The organism is Cystobacter fuscus DSM 2262 (assembly GCF_000335475.2).
In the GTDB taxonomy this organism is placed as follows: Bacteria; Myxococcota; Myxococcia; order Myxococcales; family Myxococcaceae; genus Cystobacter; species Cystobacter fuscus.
This window is the reverse complement of sequence record NZ_ANAH02000014.1, coordinates 346,307-363,585: the sequence shown is the minus strand read 5'-3', so window position 1 is coordinate 363,585 and position 17,279 is coordinate 346,307. Positions and strand designations below refer to the sequence as shown.

At 68.4% G+C, this 17,279-nt stretch carries 11 protein-coding genes; 7 read left to right on the top strand and 4 right to left on the bottom strand.

The features are described 5' to 3' along the window. The first annotated feature begins 124 nt into the window (after nucleotides 1-124). The 3 genes from D187_RS25295 to D187_RS25285 are packed head-to-tail and all read left to right on the top strand — an operon-like array spanning nucleotide 125 to nucleotide 5,967. Nucleotides 125-1,552, top strand: a complete 1,428-nt coding sequence (locus D187_RS25295; RefSeq protein WP_002621827.1) for a TolC family protein — start codon at nucleotides 125-127, stop codon at nucleotides 1,550-1,552. After that, nucleotides 1,540-2,787, top strand: coding sequence for an efflux RND transporter periplasmic adaptor subunit (locus D187_RS25290; RefSeq protein WP_043431386.1), 1,248 nt, complete (start codon nucleotides 1,540-1,542; stop codon nucleotides 2,785-2,787). Before D187_RS25295 ends, D187_RS25290 begins: the two co-directional genes overlap by 13 nt. Before the next feature lie 6 nt (nucleotides 2,788-2,793). Then, nucleotides 2,794-5,967, top strand: coding sequence for an efflux RND transporter permease subunit (locus tag D187_RS25285; protein ID WP_002621825.1), 3,174 nt, complete (start codon nucleotides 2,794-2,796; stop codon nucleotides 5,965-5,967). Between the two features lie 89 nt (nucleotides 5,968-6,056). Here D187_RS25285 and D187_RS25280 read toward each other — a convergent pair whose 3' ends face one another. After that, a complete protein-coding gene (locus tag D187_RS25280; protein ID WP_002621824.1) occupies nucleotides 6,057-7,208 on the bottom strand; it encodes a Kelch repeat-containing protein in 1,152 nt (383 codons plus the stop codon). 188 nt (nucleotides 7,209-7,396) lie between these two features. Beyond that, complete coding sequence (locus D187_RS54080; protein ID WP_051256517.1) at nucleotides 7,397-8,128, bottom strand: hypothetical protein; 732 nt, start codon at nucleotides 8,126-8,128, stop codon at nucleotides 7,397-7,399. A gap of 673 nt (nucleotides 8,129-8,801) precedes the next feature. On the opposite strand from D187_RS54080, the gene D187_RS25270 reads away from it, so the two are divergent. Beyond that, complete coding sequence (locus tag D187_RS25270) at nucleotides 8,802-9,182, top strand: DUSAM domain-containing protein (RefSeq protein WP_043431384.1); 381 nt, start codon at nucleotides 8,802-8,804, stop codon at nucleotides 9,180-9,182. Nucleotides 9,183-9,248: 66 nt separating this feature from the next. Here D187_RS25270 and D187_RS25265 read toward each other — a convergent pair whose 3' ends face one another. Both D187_RS25265 and D187_RS25260 read right to left on the bottom strand, forming a co-directional pair. Next, on the bottom strand, nucleotides 9,249-10,376 hold the full coding sequence (locus D187_RS25265; RefSeq protein ID WP_002621821.1) for a serine hydrolase domain-containing protein: 1,128 nt from the start codon (nucleotides 10,374-10,376) through the stop codon (nucleotides 9,249-9,251). Nucleotides 10,377-10,481: 105 nt separating this feature from the next. Further along, a complete protein-coding gene (locus D187_RS25260; protein ID WP_002621820.1) occupies nucleotides 10,482-11,891 on the bottom strand; it encodes an acyl-CoA dehydrogenase family protein in 1,410 nt (469 codons plus the stop codon). 210 nt (nucleotides 11,892-12,101) lie between these two features. Here D187_RS25260 and D187_RS25255 point away from each other — a divergent pair, with 210 nt between their 5' ends. The 3 genes from D187_RS25255 (at nucleotide 12,102) to D187_RS25245 (ending at nucleotide 17,242) form a co-directional block, all read left to right on the top strand. After that, nucleotides 12,102-13,301: an aminotransferase class I/II-fold pyridoxal phosphate-dependent enzyme gene (locus D187_RS25255; RefSeq protein ID WP_002621819.1), complete on the top strand. Its 1,200-nt coding sequence runs from the start codon at nucleotides 12,102-12,104 to the stop codon at nucleotides 13,299-13,301. An 83-nt stretch (nucleotides 13,302-13,384) separates the two neighbouring features. Continuing rightward, nucleotides 13,385-15,988, top strand: a complete 2,604-nt coding sequence (locus D187_RS25250; RefSeq protein ID WP_002621818.1) for a U32 family peptidase — start codon at nucleotides 13,385-13,387, stop codon at nucleotides 15,986-15,988. A 252-nt stretch (nucleotides 15,989-16,240) separates the two neighbouring features. Continuing rightward, complete coding sequence (locus D187_RS25245) at nucleotides 16,241-17,242, top strand: glycoside hydrolase 64/thaumatin family protein (protein WP_002621817.1); 1,002 nt, start codon at nucleotides 16,241-16,243, stop codon at nucleotides 17,240-17,242. Nucleotides 17,243-17,279 lie beyond the last annotated feature (37 nt).

The window sequence follows — 17,279 nt, the reverse complement described above, 5'->3', positions numbered from 1 at the left end:
GTCATCCACTTCGCTTCGAGTGAAAGAATGCTCACCAGTCGGCACCCGAGATGTCCTCGAGTGTCAATGATCCACGGAACAAGCAGCCGAGAGCCCGGACAGTCACCACTGTGAAGTGCCTGTCATGACTTCCTACCTCTTCGCCGCCGTGCTCTCACACGTCGTCCTCGCACCAGGAGTGACGCTGGCCCAGGCCAGCCCCGCCCCCGCGCCTCCCCCGGAGGCCGCCACGCAGCCACCTCAGCCCGAGGTGTCGGATCCAATGCTGGCGCCCGTCGCCCCGGCCCCCATCCAGGTGGGTTCCTGGGATGAGGCGCTCCAGATGCTGCGCCAGCGCTCCACGGAGCTGGGGACCGCGCTGGCCCGGGTGGAGTCGGCCTCGGGCCAGCGGCGCGTGGAGCTCGCGGGCCTGCTGCCCACCCTCAATGGCTCCGCCTCCGTCCAGTACAACCTGCTCGGCCCCACCGTGGCGATCGGAGGCGCGCCCGGAAACGGAGCGGGCGGAGGTGGAGCGGGCGGAGGCGTGGGCGGTCTCACGACGACCTCGCCCCTGGGCACCGCCAACGTGGCGGCCTCCCTGCCCCTGTTCGATCTCCAGGCGGTCCACTCGCTGCGCGCGGCGGACGCGACACGCCAGGCCGCGGAGTTCTCCCTCGACGAGACGCGGCGGCAGCTCACCCGCACGCTCGCCCAGACCCTGGCCCAGGTGGCCGCCTCCGAGCGCCTCGCCGAGGTCAACCGCGTCAACCTGCGCTCCTCGCTGGAGCGGCTGGCGCTCGCGCAACGGCGGATGGAGCTGGGCGCGGGCACCCGCCTGGATGTCATCCGCCTGGAGCAGGACGCGGAGGCGGCGCGCGCGCAGGTGGTATCCGGCGACGAATCGCTGCGTCAGGCACGCGACGCCCTGGGCTTGCTGCTGGGCAGCCCCCAACCGGTCGGGCTCGGCGGCGGGCTGTCCCTGGAGGAGCTGATCAACCGGGGCCAGCGGGAATGCCGCGCGCTGCAGGAGCTCCAACAGCGGCCGGACCAGGCGGCGGCACGCGCCCAGGTGGAGGCAGCGGAACGCCAGGTGTCGGCGGCGCGCTCCCAGTACCTGCCCACGCTGCAGGCGCAGAGCAGCGTGACGGCCCTCACGGTGGATCCGGGCTTCGCGCGCGTGCCCATCTGGAACATCGGCGCGGTGCTCACCCTGCCCTTCTATGACGGCGGCGTGCGCGAGGGCCTGGTGTGGCAGGCGCGGGCCCAGGAGGACATCGCGCGGCAGGCGGCGGTGAACGTGGAGCGCTCGGCCACGGTGGAGGTGCGCCGCGTGCGCCGCAACGTGGACGTGGCGGGCGAGCAGCAGCGCATCGCCCAGCGCGCCAGGGAGCTGGCGGCGGAGAACGACCGGCTCACCCGTCGCTCCTTCGAGGTGGGAGCGGGAACGAGTCAGGACCTGGTGGTGTCGGCGGCGGCGCTGCGGCAGGCGGAGCTGAACCTGGTGGTGAGCGAACTCCAGTTCTTCCAGGCGCGAATCGAATCATTCTTGGTGGAGGCAGCATGCGACTGGTGAGTCGTGGTGTAGGGGTGTGGTTGACGGTGCTGACCCTGGCCGGCTGTCAGAGTTCCGGCGGCAACGCGGGGGGCCCCCAGCAAGGAGCGGGAGGTCCGGGAGGGGCCGCCGCGGGCAAGCCCATGCAGGTGGAGGTGCTCAAGCTCGAGCCCGGTCCGGTGCGCGACATCGGCGAGTACCTGGGCACGCTCATCTCCCGGCGCAGCATCACTCTCTATCCGCAGGTGGCGGGCTACGTGCAGCGCATCGCGGTGAAGCCCGGCGAGCAGGTGAAGCAGGGCCAGCTGCTGCTGGAAGTGGATCCGCGGCTCGGGCGAGCGGGAGTGCAGAGCGCCCAGGCCCAGCGCAGCTCCGCCCAGGCCCAGCGCCAGTTCGCCCAGAGCACGCGCCAGCGCGCCGAGCAGTTGCTGCGCGAGGGGCTGATGAGCCGTCAGGACTATGAGCAGGCGGTGTCGCAGGCGGCGGCCGCCGAGGCCAACGCGCGCAACGCCGAGGCCCAACTGTCACAGCAGGAGGTGTCGCTCGGCTTCTACCGGGTGACGGCGCCCTTCGAAGGCGTGGTGGGCAACATCCCGGTGAAGGTGGGCGACTACGTCACGCCCCAGGTGGCGCTCACCAACGTGGACCAGAGCCGCGCCCTGGAGCTGTCCGTGTTCATCCCCGCCGAGCGCGCGGCGGACGTGGAGGTGGGACGCACGCCCCTGGAGGTGCTCGATCAGGACGGCAAGCCGGTGGTGAGCGCCCCCGTCTTCTTCGTGGCCCCCACGCCCAATCCGACGACGCAGCTCGTGGAGCTCAAGGCCGCCTTCGACAACGCGGTGGGGCTGCGCAACGGCCAGGTGGTGCACGCCCAGGTGGTGTACTCCGAGCGCCAGGCGCTGCGCCTGCCCACGTACGCCGTGTCGCAGCAGAGCAGCCAGTTCTTCGCTACCGTCGTGGCCGAGGGGGATGGCGGCATGAGCGTGGCGCAGCGCACGCCGGTGAAGCTCGGCCAGCTCCAGGACAACCACTACGAAGTGCTCGGAGGCCTGAAGCAGGGCACGCCCGTCATCATCGGCTCGCTGCAGGCCATCCGCGACGGCCAGCCCATCGAGCCCAAACCGGCGAAGCCGAGGCCGGAGCAGGAGGAGCAGGGCGTGGGAGGCGCCGCGAACACGGGCACGGGTGAGCCCGCCGACGCGGGCACCGCGGGCCCTCGCGACGCGGGCACGGGCGGCACGGACGGGGGCAGGTGAAGACACATGTTCTCTGACTTCTTCATCAAGCGGCCCATCTTCGCGAGCGTCATCTCCATCCTCATCACGCTGGTGGGCGCCATCGCCATCCCCAGCCTGCCCGTCGAGCAGTACCCCAACCTGGCCGCGCCCCAGGTGACGGTGACGGCCAACTACCTGGGCGCCTCCGCCGAGACGGTGGAGAGCGCGGTGACGACGGTGCTGGAGCGCCAGCTCAACGGCCTGGAGGGCATGCGCTACATCTCCTCCACCAGCAGCAACAACGGCCAGAGCACCATCACCATCACCTTCGATCCCGAGCGCGACATCGACGTGGCGGCGGTGGACGTGCAGAACCGCGTCGCCACCGCCTCGGCGCGTCTGCCCTCGGAGGTGAACGCACTGGGCATCGTCATCAACAAGGCGCAGTCCCAGCTGCTCGTCACCTACGGCGTGTATGACAAGGAGAAGCGCTATGACATCGGCTTCCTGAGCAACTACGCGGACGTCTACATCCGCGACGCGCTCCTGCGCGTCAAGGGCGTGGGCGACGTGCGCATCTTCGGCGAGCGCCGCTTCGCCATGCGCCTGTGGTTGGATCCCACCAGGCTCGCCAGCCGCGGCCTCACCGCCGCGGACGTGACGAACGCGCTGCGCGAGCAGAACGTGCAGGTGGCCGCCGGCCAGGTGGGCCAACCTCCCGCGCCCACGGGCCAGTCGTTTCAAATCAACGTGCAGGTGCTCGGCCAGCTCTCCACGCCCCAGCAGTTCGAGAACATCGTCGTGCAGCGCGGCACGGATGGCTCGCTCGTGCAGGTGCGGGACATCGGCCGGGTGGAGCTGGGCGCGGAGAACTACAACCAGCTCCTGCGCTTCAACGGCCAGGAGGCGGTGGGCCTGGGCATCTCCCAGCTCGCCGGCTCCAACGCCCTGGAGGTGCGCGCCAACGTGGAGAAGGAGCTCGAGCGGCTCAAGGCCAACTTCCCGCCGGGGCTCGTGTACGAGCGCGCCTTCGACACCACGCTCGCGGTGCAGTCGTCCATCGACGAGGTGATCCACACGCTGTTCGAGGCCGTCGTGCTCGTCATCATCGTGGTCTTCATCTTCCTGCACGGCTGGCGCAGCATCCTCGTGGTGGCCACGACGCTGCCCGTGTCCCTCATCGGCACGTTCGCCTTCGTGAGCGCGTTCGGCTTCTCGCTCAACACCCTCACGCTGCTCGGCCTGACACTCGCCACGGGCCTCGTGGTGGATGACGCCATCGTGGTCATCGAGAACGTCGAGCGCGTCATGGAACAGGAAGGCGTGGACGCGCGCGAGGCGACCCACCGGAGCATGAAGCAGGTGGGCGGCGCGGTGGTGGCCACCGCCCTGGTGCTCTCCGCCGTGTTCGTCCCGGTGTCCTTCTTCCCGGGCACCTCGGGCTCCATCTACCGGCAGTTCGCCCTCACGCTCGCCTTCTCCATCAGCCTGTCGGCGCTCGTGGCCCTCACGCTGTCCCCCGCGCTGTGCGCCATCCTGCTGCGGCCCCAGGAGGGCACCAAGTGGCGCGTCTTCCGCTGGGTGGACAAGACGATGAACACCTTCCGCGACCGCTACGCGCGCTTCCTCGGCCGGCTGCTCGGGCAGCGCATGCGCTGGGCGCTCCTGGGCCTGTTCGTGGTGCTCATCGGCGTCACCGCGCTGCTCTACCGCGTCACCCCCACCGGCTTCATTCCGGAGGAGGACCAGGGCTACCTGATCGTCGCCGTGCAGGGCCCCGAGGGCTCGTCGCTGGACTACACCAAGCAGGTGCTCATCCAGGCCGAGGGCATTCTCAAGGAGCAGAAGGAGGTGGCGAGCCTGTTCACCGTCGGCGGCTTCTCGGTGCTGGGCACCGGCCCCAACTACGGCACGCTCTTCGTCAGCTTGAAGCCCTGGGAGGAGCGCGAGGAGAAGGAGCAGAGCCTGGCGGGCATCATCGAGCGGTTGCGCGGGCCGTTCGCCGGCATTCCCGGAGCGCGGGTGCTGGCCTTCCAGCCGCCCACCATCCGCGGCGTGGGCAGCGTGGGCGGCTTCGAGTTCGTCCTGGAGGATCAGCTCGGCACGCGCACGCTCGACGAGCTGTCCGCGGTGACGCAGCAGCTCACGGGCAAGGCCAACCAGGGAGGACAGTTGCGCAGCGTCTTCTCCTCCTTCACCGCCACCACCCCGCTGCTCACCGTGTCGGTGGACCGCGAGAAGGCCAAGGCGCTGGGCGTGTCCCTGGACGCGCTCTACTCCACGCTTCAAATCTTCATGGGCAGCCAGTACGTGAATGACTTCACGCTCACCAACCGCGTCTACCGCGTCTACGTGCAGGCGGCCACGCCCTTCCGCAACGAGCCGCGCGACATCTCCGCCTTCTACGTGCGCTCGACGACGGGCGAGATGGTGCCCCTGGAGAGCCTCATCACGGTGAAGCCCGTCACCACCGCGCAGAACATCCAGCACTACAACCTGTTCCGCTCGGCCTCCATCAACGGCCAGGGCGCACCGGGCACCAGTACCGGCCAGGCGCTCGAGGCCATGGAGGCCGTCGCCCGGCAGAACCTGCCCAACGGCTACACCTTCGAATGGACGGGACTGTCGCTCGAGCAGAAGGAGGCGGGCGGCAAGGTGCTGCTCATCTTCGCGCTGGGCATCGTGTTCGTGTTCCTGGTGCTGTCCGCCCAGTACGAGAGCTTCGCCCTGCCCTTCGTCATCATGCTCGCGGTGCCCGTGGCCATGATGGGCGCACTGGGATTCCAGTTGATGCGAGGGCTCGTCAACGACGTCTTCTGTCAGGTGGGCCTGCTGATGCTGGTGGGCCTCGCCTGCAAGAACGCCGTGCTCATCGTGGAGTTCGCCGAGCAGCTGCGCCACCAGGGCAAGGGCGTGGTGGAGGCGGTCATCCAGGCGGCGGACACGCGCCTGCGCCCCATCCTGATGACGTCCTTCGCCTTCCTCCTGGGCGTGCTGCCCCTGGTGCTGGCGTCGGGCGCGGGCTCCTCCTCGCGCAAGTCCCTGGGCACGGCGGTGTTCGGCGGCATGCTCCTGTCCACCTTCATCAACCTCATCTTCATCCCCGTGCTCTACACGCTGGTGGAGACGGCCCGCTCCCGGCTGCTAAAGCGCCACGAGCACTCCAAGCCTCCGCCCTCACAGCCCACCGGGGGCGAGGGAACGCCACACCCGGCGTGACGGGACTCGAGTGAAGACAGACGGCGGCGGGCGAGTCCGAGGAGGAGCGCCCGCCGCCGTTCCCTTTTCAGCGGCCTTCCGGGGTCGGCTCAGCGCGTGTAGCGCTGCACGGTGGTGACCTCGCCACCGGAGGAGCCGCCCGTCACCAGCACCTGTCCCGTGTGCAGGAGCGTCGCGGTGTGGGCCGCGAGCGGCGCCGTCAGCGACCCCGCGGACAGCCATGCATCCGTCGCCGGGTCATACAGCGACGCCTGCCCGGTGGAGTGCGTGACCAGCACCTCGCCCGAGTAGAGCCGCGTCGCGCTGAGGGCCGAGCCACCCGAGGGGAGCGAGTCACCCGTGGTCCAGGGGGTCCTGGAGTTGTACGGATCGTAGAAGTCCACCTCGTCATGGCCGCCACCGAGCACCATCACCTTGCCCGAGTTGAGCCGGACGGCGACATGGCCGGTGCGCGTCCTCGGCATGGGTGCCAGCATCGACCAGTCGTCCGTGTCCGGGTCATACACCTGCGCGTCCTGGAGCGCCCAGTCCGTGAACCTGCCCCCCGTCACCAGCACCTTGCCCGAGTAGAGCAGCGTCGCGGTGTGGCCGGCGCGAGGCATGAACACGGACGCCGCCGGGCTCCACGTGTTGGTCGCCGGGTCGTACAGCTCCGCGGAGTCCGTCTGGAGCTGGGCCTCCGGCTGGCTCCCGTCGGTGGTGTCGCCCCCCACCACCAATACCTTGTCCGAGCCGAGCAGGGTCGCCGTGTGGTTGCCACGCGGCGTGTTCATGCTGTCCCCGGACGACCAGGTGCCCGTGACCTTGTCATACACCTCCGCGGTGCTGCGCCAGTAGCGAGGGAACTTGCCGATCCACCCGCCCGCCACCAGCACATTGCCCGATTCGAGCCGGGTCGCGGTGTGCTGGGTGCGCGCCCAGGTGAGCTCCCCCGTGGCCACGGACACGTTGGTATAGGGGTTGAACACCTCCGCGGTGGTGCCACTCACCAGCAGCACCCTGCCCGAGGAGAGCAGGGTGGCGGTGTGGCCGGAACGAGCGGAGGTCAGCTCACCCGTGAGGATCCAGGAGCCCACGGACTGGGGCTCCAGGTCCGTCGAGGCGGCGAGGGAGGAAGCCGGGGTGCTGGACAGCTCCCCGCCGTGGAGGGCGAGCTGGGACGGCTCTTCGGCGGCGGGCCCGCCACAGGCTGGCAACAGGAGGGCGACAGCGAGGGAGGTAGTGAGGTTCACGATGCGCATGCGTTCGGCATCCTTTCGCCTCGTCTTTCCGAGGCAAAGCAGGCTTACCATCAGGGGGTTGGAAGCGGGGGTAAAGGCATGCAACCGAACCCAAACCATGGCGCTGCTGCAAAGTTACAGAGTTCGTGGGCCTACAAACGTTGCGATGAACCACCAATGATATCGAATTCTTCGTCCTTCACTTCATTTCACTCTCCATCCCAGGGAAAGCGCACCAGCAATCGCTGGTCGCGCTCGCGCTGGTAACCAACGGTGAGCAATTCCCCACCTACCTGCACAGAGGCGCCATGGGGAGGACGTGGATGCTTTGCCAGCCATGATTCCGCCTCTTCACGTGTGGCGAAGGAGCAGAGGGGAGGCAGAGGCGCGTCGAGGTGTGCCAGGAACCAGGCAAAGTCCCGCGCGCAGCCCGCCTCGCGGACGAAGTGAAGGGCCAGCGCGGCGGAGTGGAGCCCTTCCAGATCATCCGGTGAAGAGCTGAGTACGGAATGAGCCTCATCGAGCGCACGCCAGAGCCCCTCCCGCCCCTCCTCTCCACCCGGTCTCCGCAGGTCTTCAACGGGAGGAAGCCGCAACAGCAGGGGTTGTCCACTCGCGCGGGAGTAGCCAAGGGTATAGCGCTCTTCCGCGATCCGCAGAGACCCGCTCGGAGGAGGCTCGAAATGAGTCTTCAACCAGGCGTCGAACTCTTCCCGGCTGGGGAAGGAGCCAAGGGAGGGAAGAGAGGTGTCTGTGAATGCAGCGAGGTAATCCTCGAAGTTCTGCCCATGCCCATCGAGCAGGAAGTAAGAGACATTCAAGGTAGGACGGAGGGCCTCGACGAGTTCGGGTGAGGCACCAAGGCGGTCCTGGGCCTTACGAATAGCTCCCACCATCCTGTCCACATCGCGGCTCATTGTTGTCATGTCCACAAAACCCATGTAGGATTTCCATATAGGGAACTTGATGGGACCAGTGTCAAGAAGTACATGCAAAAAGGGTTAAACTCTCCGCTCCGATCAACAGGTTACCCAGGCAGCAGACACTGAAAACCCGACGGAGGAGCAAGGACCGTCCATCGAGCCGTTTCCACGGTATGCGACGTTTGAGAGTAGGAACTAGAGACCGCACGCCCTTTGGGATTCATATGCACCTTTCCACCCAGCACATCAAGCACATGCGTCATGCATTGCGCCTCGGTGTCATTGCTCTGTGGAGTGCAAGCGCAACGGGCTGTTCGGCGGGGTCCGCGGCCATGAGTCCGAGCGACTGCTGACCCGGTGACCAGACGATGACCTGTTGTATCAAGAAACATCCCTATGACCCTGTGGGAGCTTGCGGTGCCACCAGGTCGGACATCGAACAGGCGGTCTTGGCTGGGGCAACGATCGACATCGCTCTACAACGAAGGACGGACGAAGGAATTGGTGAGTGGGAAGAGGCAGAAGATCCCGACGAGGGATGGCGAGAGCACTGCCGAGACACCTACGTCCAGTGCAGGGATCAGAAGAAACCGCGCTGGATTGGCCCCTGCGACGACTGTTTCCGGTGGTGCGAGGGACAACGCCAATGGCCCTTCCACATGTGTCGGCAAAAAGTGAGGTGACACGGAAAATGGATGAAACCCACGATTGGGACAGGCTGCTTGATTTGTATGCCAGGCTCGAGCGGAACGAGCAGCTACCACTCGACCCCAATGTCCGCGACCTCTGCCGTCGAGTGGCGCGGGAGGTCGCTGTTGGCGATGACGACGCGGAAAGCGCGTTGCGCACTCCTTCTGGAGCGGAATCGCTCGTGCGAGAGATGCGCCACCGGATATTCGAGGGAAGCCGACGGCTATCTCGGGCACTCGTCGATTCCGCCCGCCGCAAGAAGGCGGGTGACGTGGCTGGAGCGAGAGCCGTGCTGGAAGGCGTGTTGGCCGTGGAAGTCGTTCCCCTCTACCGGGAGCAAGCCGAGACGGCGCTGAGCTACGTGGACGACCCGGAGGATTGAAATCGGGCGCTCCCCGCTGGCGTCGAACTTCTGCCGCCATCCCTTTTTCAAGGCCTCCCGGACTGCCTACCGCGAGCGGGCACTGGCCGGCCCCGCCCGTTCGAAGCCAAGCGCCGCCGGCAGGACGTACTGTCCAAACAAGGCGAGCGGCAGCACCGAACCGGAATTGTCGTAATGGCTGGTGTTGAAGGCGGCGGTGAGGCCAAGCGAGGGCGCCACGAAGAGGTACTGGCCCCCCGTGCCGCGCGCGAACGTCACCTCCACCGGGATATCCTGGAGGGTGAAGCGGGTGCTCCACCACAACCGTGCGTAGCGAGCGTCGCCCAGCGTGCTGTGTGGTTGGCCTGACTCGGACACCCACGCCTCGGAAACCAGACGCTCGCCGTGCCACGTCCCGCCGTCGAGGAACACCTGGCCCAGTTTCAGGAAGTCGCGCGGACGCAACCGCAGGTGCCCGCCCGTATCCGTCCCCCGCCGGCCCGCCGGCTGCCACTCGAAGTCCGCCACTCCCAACGGGTGGAAGAGCCACTGACGGGAGAGTTCCGGGATGGACATGCCACTCGCACGTTCCAGGACCGCGCCCAGCAGGACCACTCCCCCCGTGCAGTAGCGCGCCACGCTGCCCGGCTCCTCCTTCATGGGGACGTCCACCATGAAGCAGGCCCAGTCGTCCGCGCGATACATCTTCTCTTCATTCCCAGGCGAACTCGCATCCCAGTCGTCGCACGCCAGACCCGTGCGCATCTCGAGCAGGTGGCGCAGCGTCATGCGTTCCTTGCGTGGGTCTGGGTTGCGCACGGGGACGAGGTCTGGAAGGAACGACAGAACAGGCACATCCAAATCCGGCAGGAGACCCCGCTCGTGGGCCATGCCCACCAGCAGCGAGGTGACGCTCTTGGTGGCCGAGCGAAGATCATGCACGTTCTCGCGCGCGAAGTCGTTCCCGTAGCGCTCGTAGATGAGCCGGCCATGACGGGCGATGAGCACCGCATCCGGCTCCTCCTGTCTGCCTTCCGCCACGTCGTGCTCCAGCCACTCCAACCACGAGCGCCGCACGCCCTCTTCTTCCAGTGCCGCCACGGCCCAGCCGTCGTCGCGCGCATCCGGGGGTGAGCCGGGACCCGTGAGCGTGCGCCCTCCCCCACAGGCGCTCAGGAGCAACAGCAGGCACCGCAGGACGGCCTTCCTGAACATGGTCCTACCTCCTCATGACGGCTCGGCCCGCCGGAATACCGGCGAACCAGGCCCCATCAACCATGAATCCGCATCTTCGACGAGTAGCCCCCGCACCTCACGTGCTCAAGCGACCGAGACCCTCTTTCCGTTGGCCTCGGCGAGCAGCTTCTCGGCGAGCTGACGCTTGCCGTCGGCGTCGAGCTTCTTCAGCTCGTTGTTCAGCACGCGCTCGTTGAGCGACTGGTTCCAGTAGTCGAGCGACTGCGTGCCGAGCAGGGCCATCTTGCCAACGAATTGACGCAGCACCTCGTTCGTCGGGCCCATGACCCAGCCCGCCTTGGCGTCGCGCAGATAGCGCTCGATGCCGAGCGCCGGCTTGTAGCCCGTGCCACCACAGGCATGCAGCATCTTGTCCGACACGTGCGCGACGTTCTTCGCGGCGATGAACTTCACCTGCCACATCCAATGTAGATACTGGGCACGGGGCACGGCGGCCGGATCCTTGTGCAGGGACCAGTCACAGTTGTTCGTGGCCGCGTCCATCGCCTGGCCCATCTGATAGTCCAAGGCGCGCGCGGCATTGGTGTCCATGATGCACTCGCCGACGTAGTCCTGGATGGTCGGGTAGTCGGCGACGCGCATGCCCACGTCGACGTGGGTCTTTCGGGTCGTGTGGTTCTTCGCGATGTCGATCATTCCCATCGCGATGCCATTCCAGCAGGCGGACGAACACAGCAGGAAGAAGGGATCGACACACTCGTCATTGGACGTCGCGCCGTCCCCCACCGGGCCCACCAGCCGGTTCCTGGGAATCTCCACGTTGTCGATCTCGATGGGGCCGGACTGATTGCCACGCAGACCCAGGCCGTTCCAGTTGGCGGGATCGGACTTCACCTCGTCGGCCAGGATGAGGAAGCAGGAGAGGTTGGCGTAGTTGCCGCCGAAGTTGGGGCTGGTGGTCTGCACGATGTACCAGTCCGCGAAGCCCCCCGAGGTCGTCCAGGAAGCCTTCTTGCGCACGCGCCAGCCATTGGGCGTCTCCTCGGCACCCGACGAGACCGGATACCAGAAGTGCGAGCCGGTTTCGGGGTCGGAATAGGACAGCGTACCGATGAGACAGTCCTTGTCGATGCGCTTGAAGATGTCCTGCAGGACCGGGCTGTCGTGATGGCGGAGGAGACCGGCGGCGACCGCCCCCAGGTGCATGGTGTAACACATGGCGGTGCTCGCACAGCCGTAGCGCGCGAGGGTCTCGACGACCATGGCGGCACAGACGTGGTTCTGCCCCATGCCTCCCAATTCTTTCGGCACCAGCAGGCCGAGCAGGCCGAGCTTCGCCAACTCCTGGAGGTTCTTGCGCGGATAGACGAGCTGCGCATCGCTCTCCACCGCATTCGCACGCAACGTGGTCCGGCAGAGCTCGATCAGCGTGGCCTGGAGTTGCTTCTGCTCATCGGTCAGGATCCATTGAGGATCGAACTCGAATCCCAGACCCCAGAACTCCTCACCCCCCCACGTCTTCTTGTTGCTCATCTCTCGTCTCCTCTCTCGCCGGTGCGGTGACCGCGGCGGTCGTTTGACATTCAACAGCCTACCATGCACGGATGAGCCCTGGACGACAGGGCGCACATCTCGAGAGTTGAGAAAACCGGGCGGCGGGAAGAGGAGGAAAGCCGCGCCGTTTCCCAGCTATGAGGCGCTCACCCGCGGGTGTAGAAGCCCCGCGCACGCAGGAGGCTTCACATGGTGGTCCGCCCCGCCCGACATATCGAGAACGTCCGCTACGCCATCCGCAACGTCGTGGCCGAGGCGCACCGCCTGGAGACCCAGGGCCAGCACATCCTCTACCTCAACATCGGGGATCCGCTGAAGTTCGACTTCCAGACGCCGCCGCACCTCATCGAGGCGGTGCACCGGGCCATGCTCGACGGCCACAACGGCTACGCGCCCTCGGCGGGCATCCTCACCGCGCGCGAGGCCATCTCCCGCGAGTGCGCCAACCGGGGCATCCCCAACATCACCCCCGATGACGTCGTGGTCACCACCGGCGCCAGCGAGGCCCTGGAGCTGGCCCTCACCGCCCTGCTCGATCCCGGCGATCGCGTCCTCCTGCCCAGCCCCGGCTACCCCCTCTACAACGCCCTCATGGCCAAGCTGAACGCCCGGGGCGTGCCCTACTCGCTCGACGAGGAGAATGGGTGGTCGCTGGACCTGGAGGAGATCGATCGGCTGTGCACGCCCGACACGCGCGCCCTCCTCCTCTGCAATCCCAACAACCCCACCGGCGCGGTGCTCGACCGCGAGGTGCTCGAGGGGCTGCTGGAGATCGCCCGGCGGCGCGGGCTCGTCATCCTGTCGGATGAAATCTACGACAAGCTCATCTACGACAAGCCCCACGTGGCCACGGCGTCGCTCGCCACGGACGTGCCCATCCTGACCTTCAATGGGCTCTCCAAGGGCTACCTCGCCTGTGGTTGGCGCGTGGGATGGATGGTCTTCTGCAACGCCCACCTGATGCCGGAGCTGCGCGCCGCGGTGCAACGGCTCGCCGACGCGCGGCTGTGCGGACCCGCGCCACAGCAGTACGCCATCGCCCCCGCGCTCGACGGGCCGCAGGACCACATCCCCGAGATGATGGCGCGGCTGCGCCGGCGCCGCGACCTGATGGTCCGCCGCATCAACGCCATCCCCGGGCTGTCCGTGGTGGAGCCCGCCGCCGCCTTCTACGCCATGCCCCGGCTGCAACTGCCCGGGGTGACGTCGGACGAGGCCTTCGTCATGTCCCTCTTGCGCGAGACGGGCGTGCTGTTCGTCCACGGCAGCGGCTTCGGGCAGAAGCCCGGCACCACCCACTTCCGCGTGGTGTTCCTGCCCGCCGAGGACATCCTCACCGCCGCCTTCGACCGGCTCGAGGCCTTCGTCCACGCGCACCACGCGCGCTGACCCGGCGCCCTCCCTCGCCGGGGGGAGGGGCGGGGGAGCGCAATCGGAACCCCGCGCGGGGCTCGCGTGTTATGTGAGGCCCCATGCCTCCCCGACGCCCTGAAATCCTCGCGCCCGCGGGGGACCTCGAGTCCCTGCGCGCCGCGCTCGCCAGCGGAGCGGACGCCGTCTATTTCGGACTCGACGAGGGCTTCAACGCCCGGGCCCGCGCCGACAACTTCTCGCTCGCCCGGCTGCCGGAGACGATGGCGCTCGTCCACCGCGCCGGTGCCCGCGCCTACCTCACGCTCAACACCCTCATCTTCGAGCCCGAGCTGCCCGGGGTGGAGCGGCTGCTGCGCGGCGTGGCCGCGGCGGGCGTGGACGCGCTCATCGTGCAGGACCCGGCCATCGCCCTGCTCGCGCGCGCCATCTGTCCCCAGCTCGAGCTGCACGCCTCCACGCAGATGACCGTCTCCAGCGCCGAGGGCATGCGCTTCGCCCGGGGCCTGGGCGTCACCCGGGTCGTCGTCCCCCGCGAGCTGTCCACCGCGGAGATCCGCCGGCTGGCCGAGCACACGGACATGGAGCTGGAGGTCTTCATCCACGGCGCGTTGTGCGTGTCCTGGAGCGGCCAATGCCTCACCAGCGAGGCGTGGGGCGGGCGCTCGGCCAACCGGGGCCAGTGCGCCCAGTCGTGCCGGATGCCGTATGACCTGGTGGTGGATGGACAGACGCGCGAGCTGGGAGAGGTGCGCTACCTGCTCAGCCCCAAGGATCTGGCGGGCGTGCGCGCCGTGCCCGACCTGGTGGACATCGGGGTCCACAGCCTGAAGATCGAGGGCCGCCTCAAGGGCGCGCAGTACGTGACCACCACCGTGCAGGGCTACCGGCGGTGGGTGGACGGCGTCGTGGCGGGCCGGCCCGACGAGAAGCAGCTCGCGAGCGACCTGGCCGACATGTCCCTCACGTACAGCCGCGGCCTGTCCAATGGCTTTCTCGGGGGCTCGGATCACCAGACGCTCGTCGAGGGCCGCTTTCCCAAGCACCGGGGCCTGTACCTGGGCCGCGTGCGCTCCGTGTCGGGCAAGGAGGTGCTCGTCACCCCCGAGGAGCGTCCGTGGACGGGCGCGCTCGGCCTGGGCGAAGAGCGCCCCCAGGGGCCCGAGGGCAAGGTGTCCTCGCCCCTCCCCGGCGAGCAGCCCACCCCCGCCGCCGTGGAGCTCCGTCCGGGCATGGGCGTCGTCTTCGACGCGGGCACGCCCGAGGACAAGCACGAGCCGGGCGGCCCCATCTTCCGCGTGGACCGGCGCGGCAATGGCTGGGTGCTCGGCTTCGGGCACCCGGGGCCGGACCTGAACCGCGTGGCGCCCGGCCAGCGCGTGTGGCTCAACAGCGACCCCGCCCTCGCCCGCCGCACGGAAGCGCAGCTCGCCCAGGGCGAGCCCGAGGGCCGCGTCCACCTCACGCTCCAGGTGTCCGGCGCCGAGGGCACCCCGCTGCGCGTGCGCGCGAGCGCCTGGGGCCACGAGGTCTCCGCCGAGAGCCCCACCCCGCTCACGCCCTCCAAGGGCAAGGGCCTGGACGAGGCGCTGCTGCGCGACAAGCTGGGCGCCTGCGGCGGCACGCCCTTCACCCTCGCGCACCTGGACCTCACCGGGCTGACGTCGGGCATGCACCTGCCCGTCTCCGAGCTCAAGGCGCTGCGCCGCGACGTGGTGGCCGCGCTCACCCCGCTCGTGGAGAAGGGCCCCGTGCGCACCGTGACGCAGACGCCAGTGCTCGAGTCCGTGCGCACCGCGTTGCTCTCCCGCGTCGCCGGACAAGCCGTGGAGGAGGGAGCCCACGCGGGCCCGCGCCTGCTGCCCCTGTGCCGCGACGACGCGCAGTTGGAGGCGGTCATCGCCGCCGGCCTGCGCGAGGTGGAGCTGGATTGGATGGAGATGGTGGGCCTGCAGCGGGCGGTGGAGCGGGCGCGCGCGGCCGGGCTGCGCGTGACGATCGCCACCGTGCGCGTGCAGAAGCCGGGCGAGGAGGGCTACGACGCGCGCCTGGACAAGCTGCGGCCCGACGCGGTGCTCGTGCGCCACTGGGGCGCGATGATGCACTTCCTCGAGCGCCCTTCTGGCCAGCCGCGCCCGGTGCTGCACGGGGACTTCTCGCTCAACGTCACCAACTCGGTGACGGCGGCGCACCTGCTCGGCCTGGGGCTGGACACGCTCACGTGCTCGCACGACCTGGACGAGACGCAGCTCTTCGCCCTGCTGGAGCACGCCCCCGCGCACCGCTTCACCGTGGCGCTGCACCACCACATCGCCACCTTCCACACCGAGCACTGCGTGTACTCGCACACCCTGTCCAACGGGCGCGACTACCGCAGCTGTGGCCGCCCCTGCGAGCGCCACCAGGTCTCCCTGAGAGATCGCATCGGGCTGGAGCACCCGGTCATCGTGGACGTGGGCTGCCGCAACACGGTGTTCAACGCCCAGGCCCAGAGCGCGGCCTCGCTGGTGCCCAGGCTGCTGGAGCGGGGCGTGCGCCGCTTCCGCGTCGAGTTCGTCCGCGAGTCCCAGGCCGAGGCCGCGCGCGTGCTCGCCGCCTATCAGGAGCTGCTCGCGGGCCGGTGCGCCCCCGCCGAGGCGGTGCGGCGCGCGGCGGTGCACGAGCAGTTCGGCGTGACGCGGGGCACCATGAAGGTGCTCGGCTGAGCCTCGCCGCGGGGCCTCGGGTGGTGACTGCTGTCACCAGCCGATGACGGCGGACACCAGTCCGAGAGGGCCCCATCTCCCCCCGTGCCCCAGGGGTGGCTTCCGGCGGTTCCAATGATTCCAAGAGGATACGAGTCTTCCGCTCAACTCCCGGGAAGCCGCTGAAGCTTGGCCCACCTCCTGCTATGGCAGCCATCCGCGAACGCCGCTGGACGGCGATACGCTCTCCCCTCCGCCCGAGGAGCTCCCGTCATGGCCGTCAGCCCCATCAATCGCTCGCTCCAGTCGCTCATCTTCCAGACCCTGAGCAAGTTGAGCGAGGTGGCCCCCCCCTCGCCGCCCGTCTCGAACTCCCAGACGCCTTCGCCGGTGGAGGAGAACCCGTACCAGAGCCTGTTCTCGAACGACGGCTTCGATCCCTCGGGCGCGGGAGGCACGCAGGATCTGTCCCAGCAGATCCAGGCGCTCATGCAGACGATGAACCAGATCACGGAGCTGCTCGGCGGCGAGCAGGGCGCGGGTGAGGAGGGCGGCGTGCCCGAGCTGGGAGGTGCTCCCAAGAGTGGCTCCAATCCGGAGCAGTTCAATCCGCAGCAGTTCAGTCCGCCGCCCACCACGCCTCCGGCGACCACCACCCCTCCGCCCACCACCGAGCCCGGGACCCAGAAGACCCAGGGACCCCAGGCGCCCAAGGGCAACAACCCGACGGGCGGCGCGGGCAACACGATGGACTTCACCAACGACGGCGACAAGCCGATGACCGTCACCTTCACGACCAACCCGGGTCAGCAGCAGATTCCGCCCCTGACGCTGCAGCCCGGCCAGACCGTGCGGCAGGAGTTCCCCCAGGGCTGGAGCGGCAACTTCCGCAGCGACAAGGGTGATGGCACCGCGGTCACGCTGGGCGAGGTCGCCTTCAACGGCGCCGGCAACCAGACCTTCTACGATGTGAGCTACATCGAGGGGAACAACGCCAGCATGACGATCGCGCCGGAGACCGCCGAGGGCAAGACGTCCGGCACGATGGAGAACCTCGTCGAGGGCGCCCCCGACAGCATCCTGGCCCGGGACGCCAACGGCCAGGTCTACGGCATCAAGAAGACCACCACCTCCGAGGTTCGCGACCCGAACATCATCAACTACTACCGTGGCAAGGTCGGCGCGGACGAGGGCTACGTGGATCCCAAGGACGACCTGAGCACGCTGGGCACCAGCGACACGCACCTGGAAGTGCACCTGAAGGACGTGTTCTAGCCCACGCCCGTGTTGCCGCACCCGAGGCCCGGCCGCT

Excerpts from the sequence above, each read along its gene's own strand:
- D187_RS25295 (WP_002621827.1), top strand. The coding sequence starts at position 125 with ATGACTTCCTACCTCTTCGCCGCCGTGCTCTCACACGTCGTCCTCGCA.
- D187_RS25290 (WP_043431386.1), top strand. The coding sequence starts at position 1,540 with ATGCGACTGGTGAGTCGTGGTGTAGGGGTGTGGTTGACGGTGCTGACC.
- D187_RS25285 (WP_002621825.1), top strand. The coding sequence starts at position 2,794 with ATGTTCTCTGACTTCTTCATCAAGCGGCCCATCTTCGCGAGCGTCATC.
- D187_RS25280 (WP_002621824.1), bottom strand. The coding sequence starts at position 7,208 with ATGCGCATCGTGAACCTCACTACCTCCCTCGCTGTCGCCCTCCTGTTG.
- D187_RS54080 (WP_051256517.1), bottom strand. The coding sequence starts at position 8,128 with ATGGGTTTTGTGGACATGACAACAATGAGCCGCGATGTGGACAGGATG.
- D187_RS25270 (WP_043431384.1), top strand. The coding sequence starts at position 8,802 with ATGGATGAAACCCACGATTGGGACAGGCTGCTTGATTTGTATGCCAGG.
- D187_RS25265 (WP_002621821.1), bottom strand. The coding sequence starts at position 10,376 with ATGTTCAGGAAGGCCGTCCTGCGGTGCCTGCTGTTGCTCCTGAGCGCC.
- D187_RS25260 (WP_002621820.1), bottom strand. The coding sequence starts at position 11,891 with ATGAGCAACAAGAAGACGTGGGGGGGTGAGGAGTTCTGGGGTCTGGGA.
- D187_RS25255 (WP_002621819.1), top strand. The coding sequence starts at position 12,102 with ATGGTGGTCCGCCCCGCCCGACATATCGAGAACGTCCGCTACGCCATC.
- D187_RS25250 (WP_002621818.1), top strand. The coding sequence starts at position 13,385 with ATGCCTCCCCGACGCCCTGAAATCCTCGCGCCCGCGGGGGACCTCGAG.
- D187_RS25245 (WP_002621817.1), top strand. The coding sequence starts at position 16,241 with ATGGCCGTCAGCCCCATCAATCGCTCGCTCCAGTCGCTCATCTTCCAG.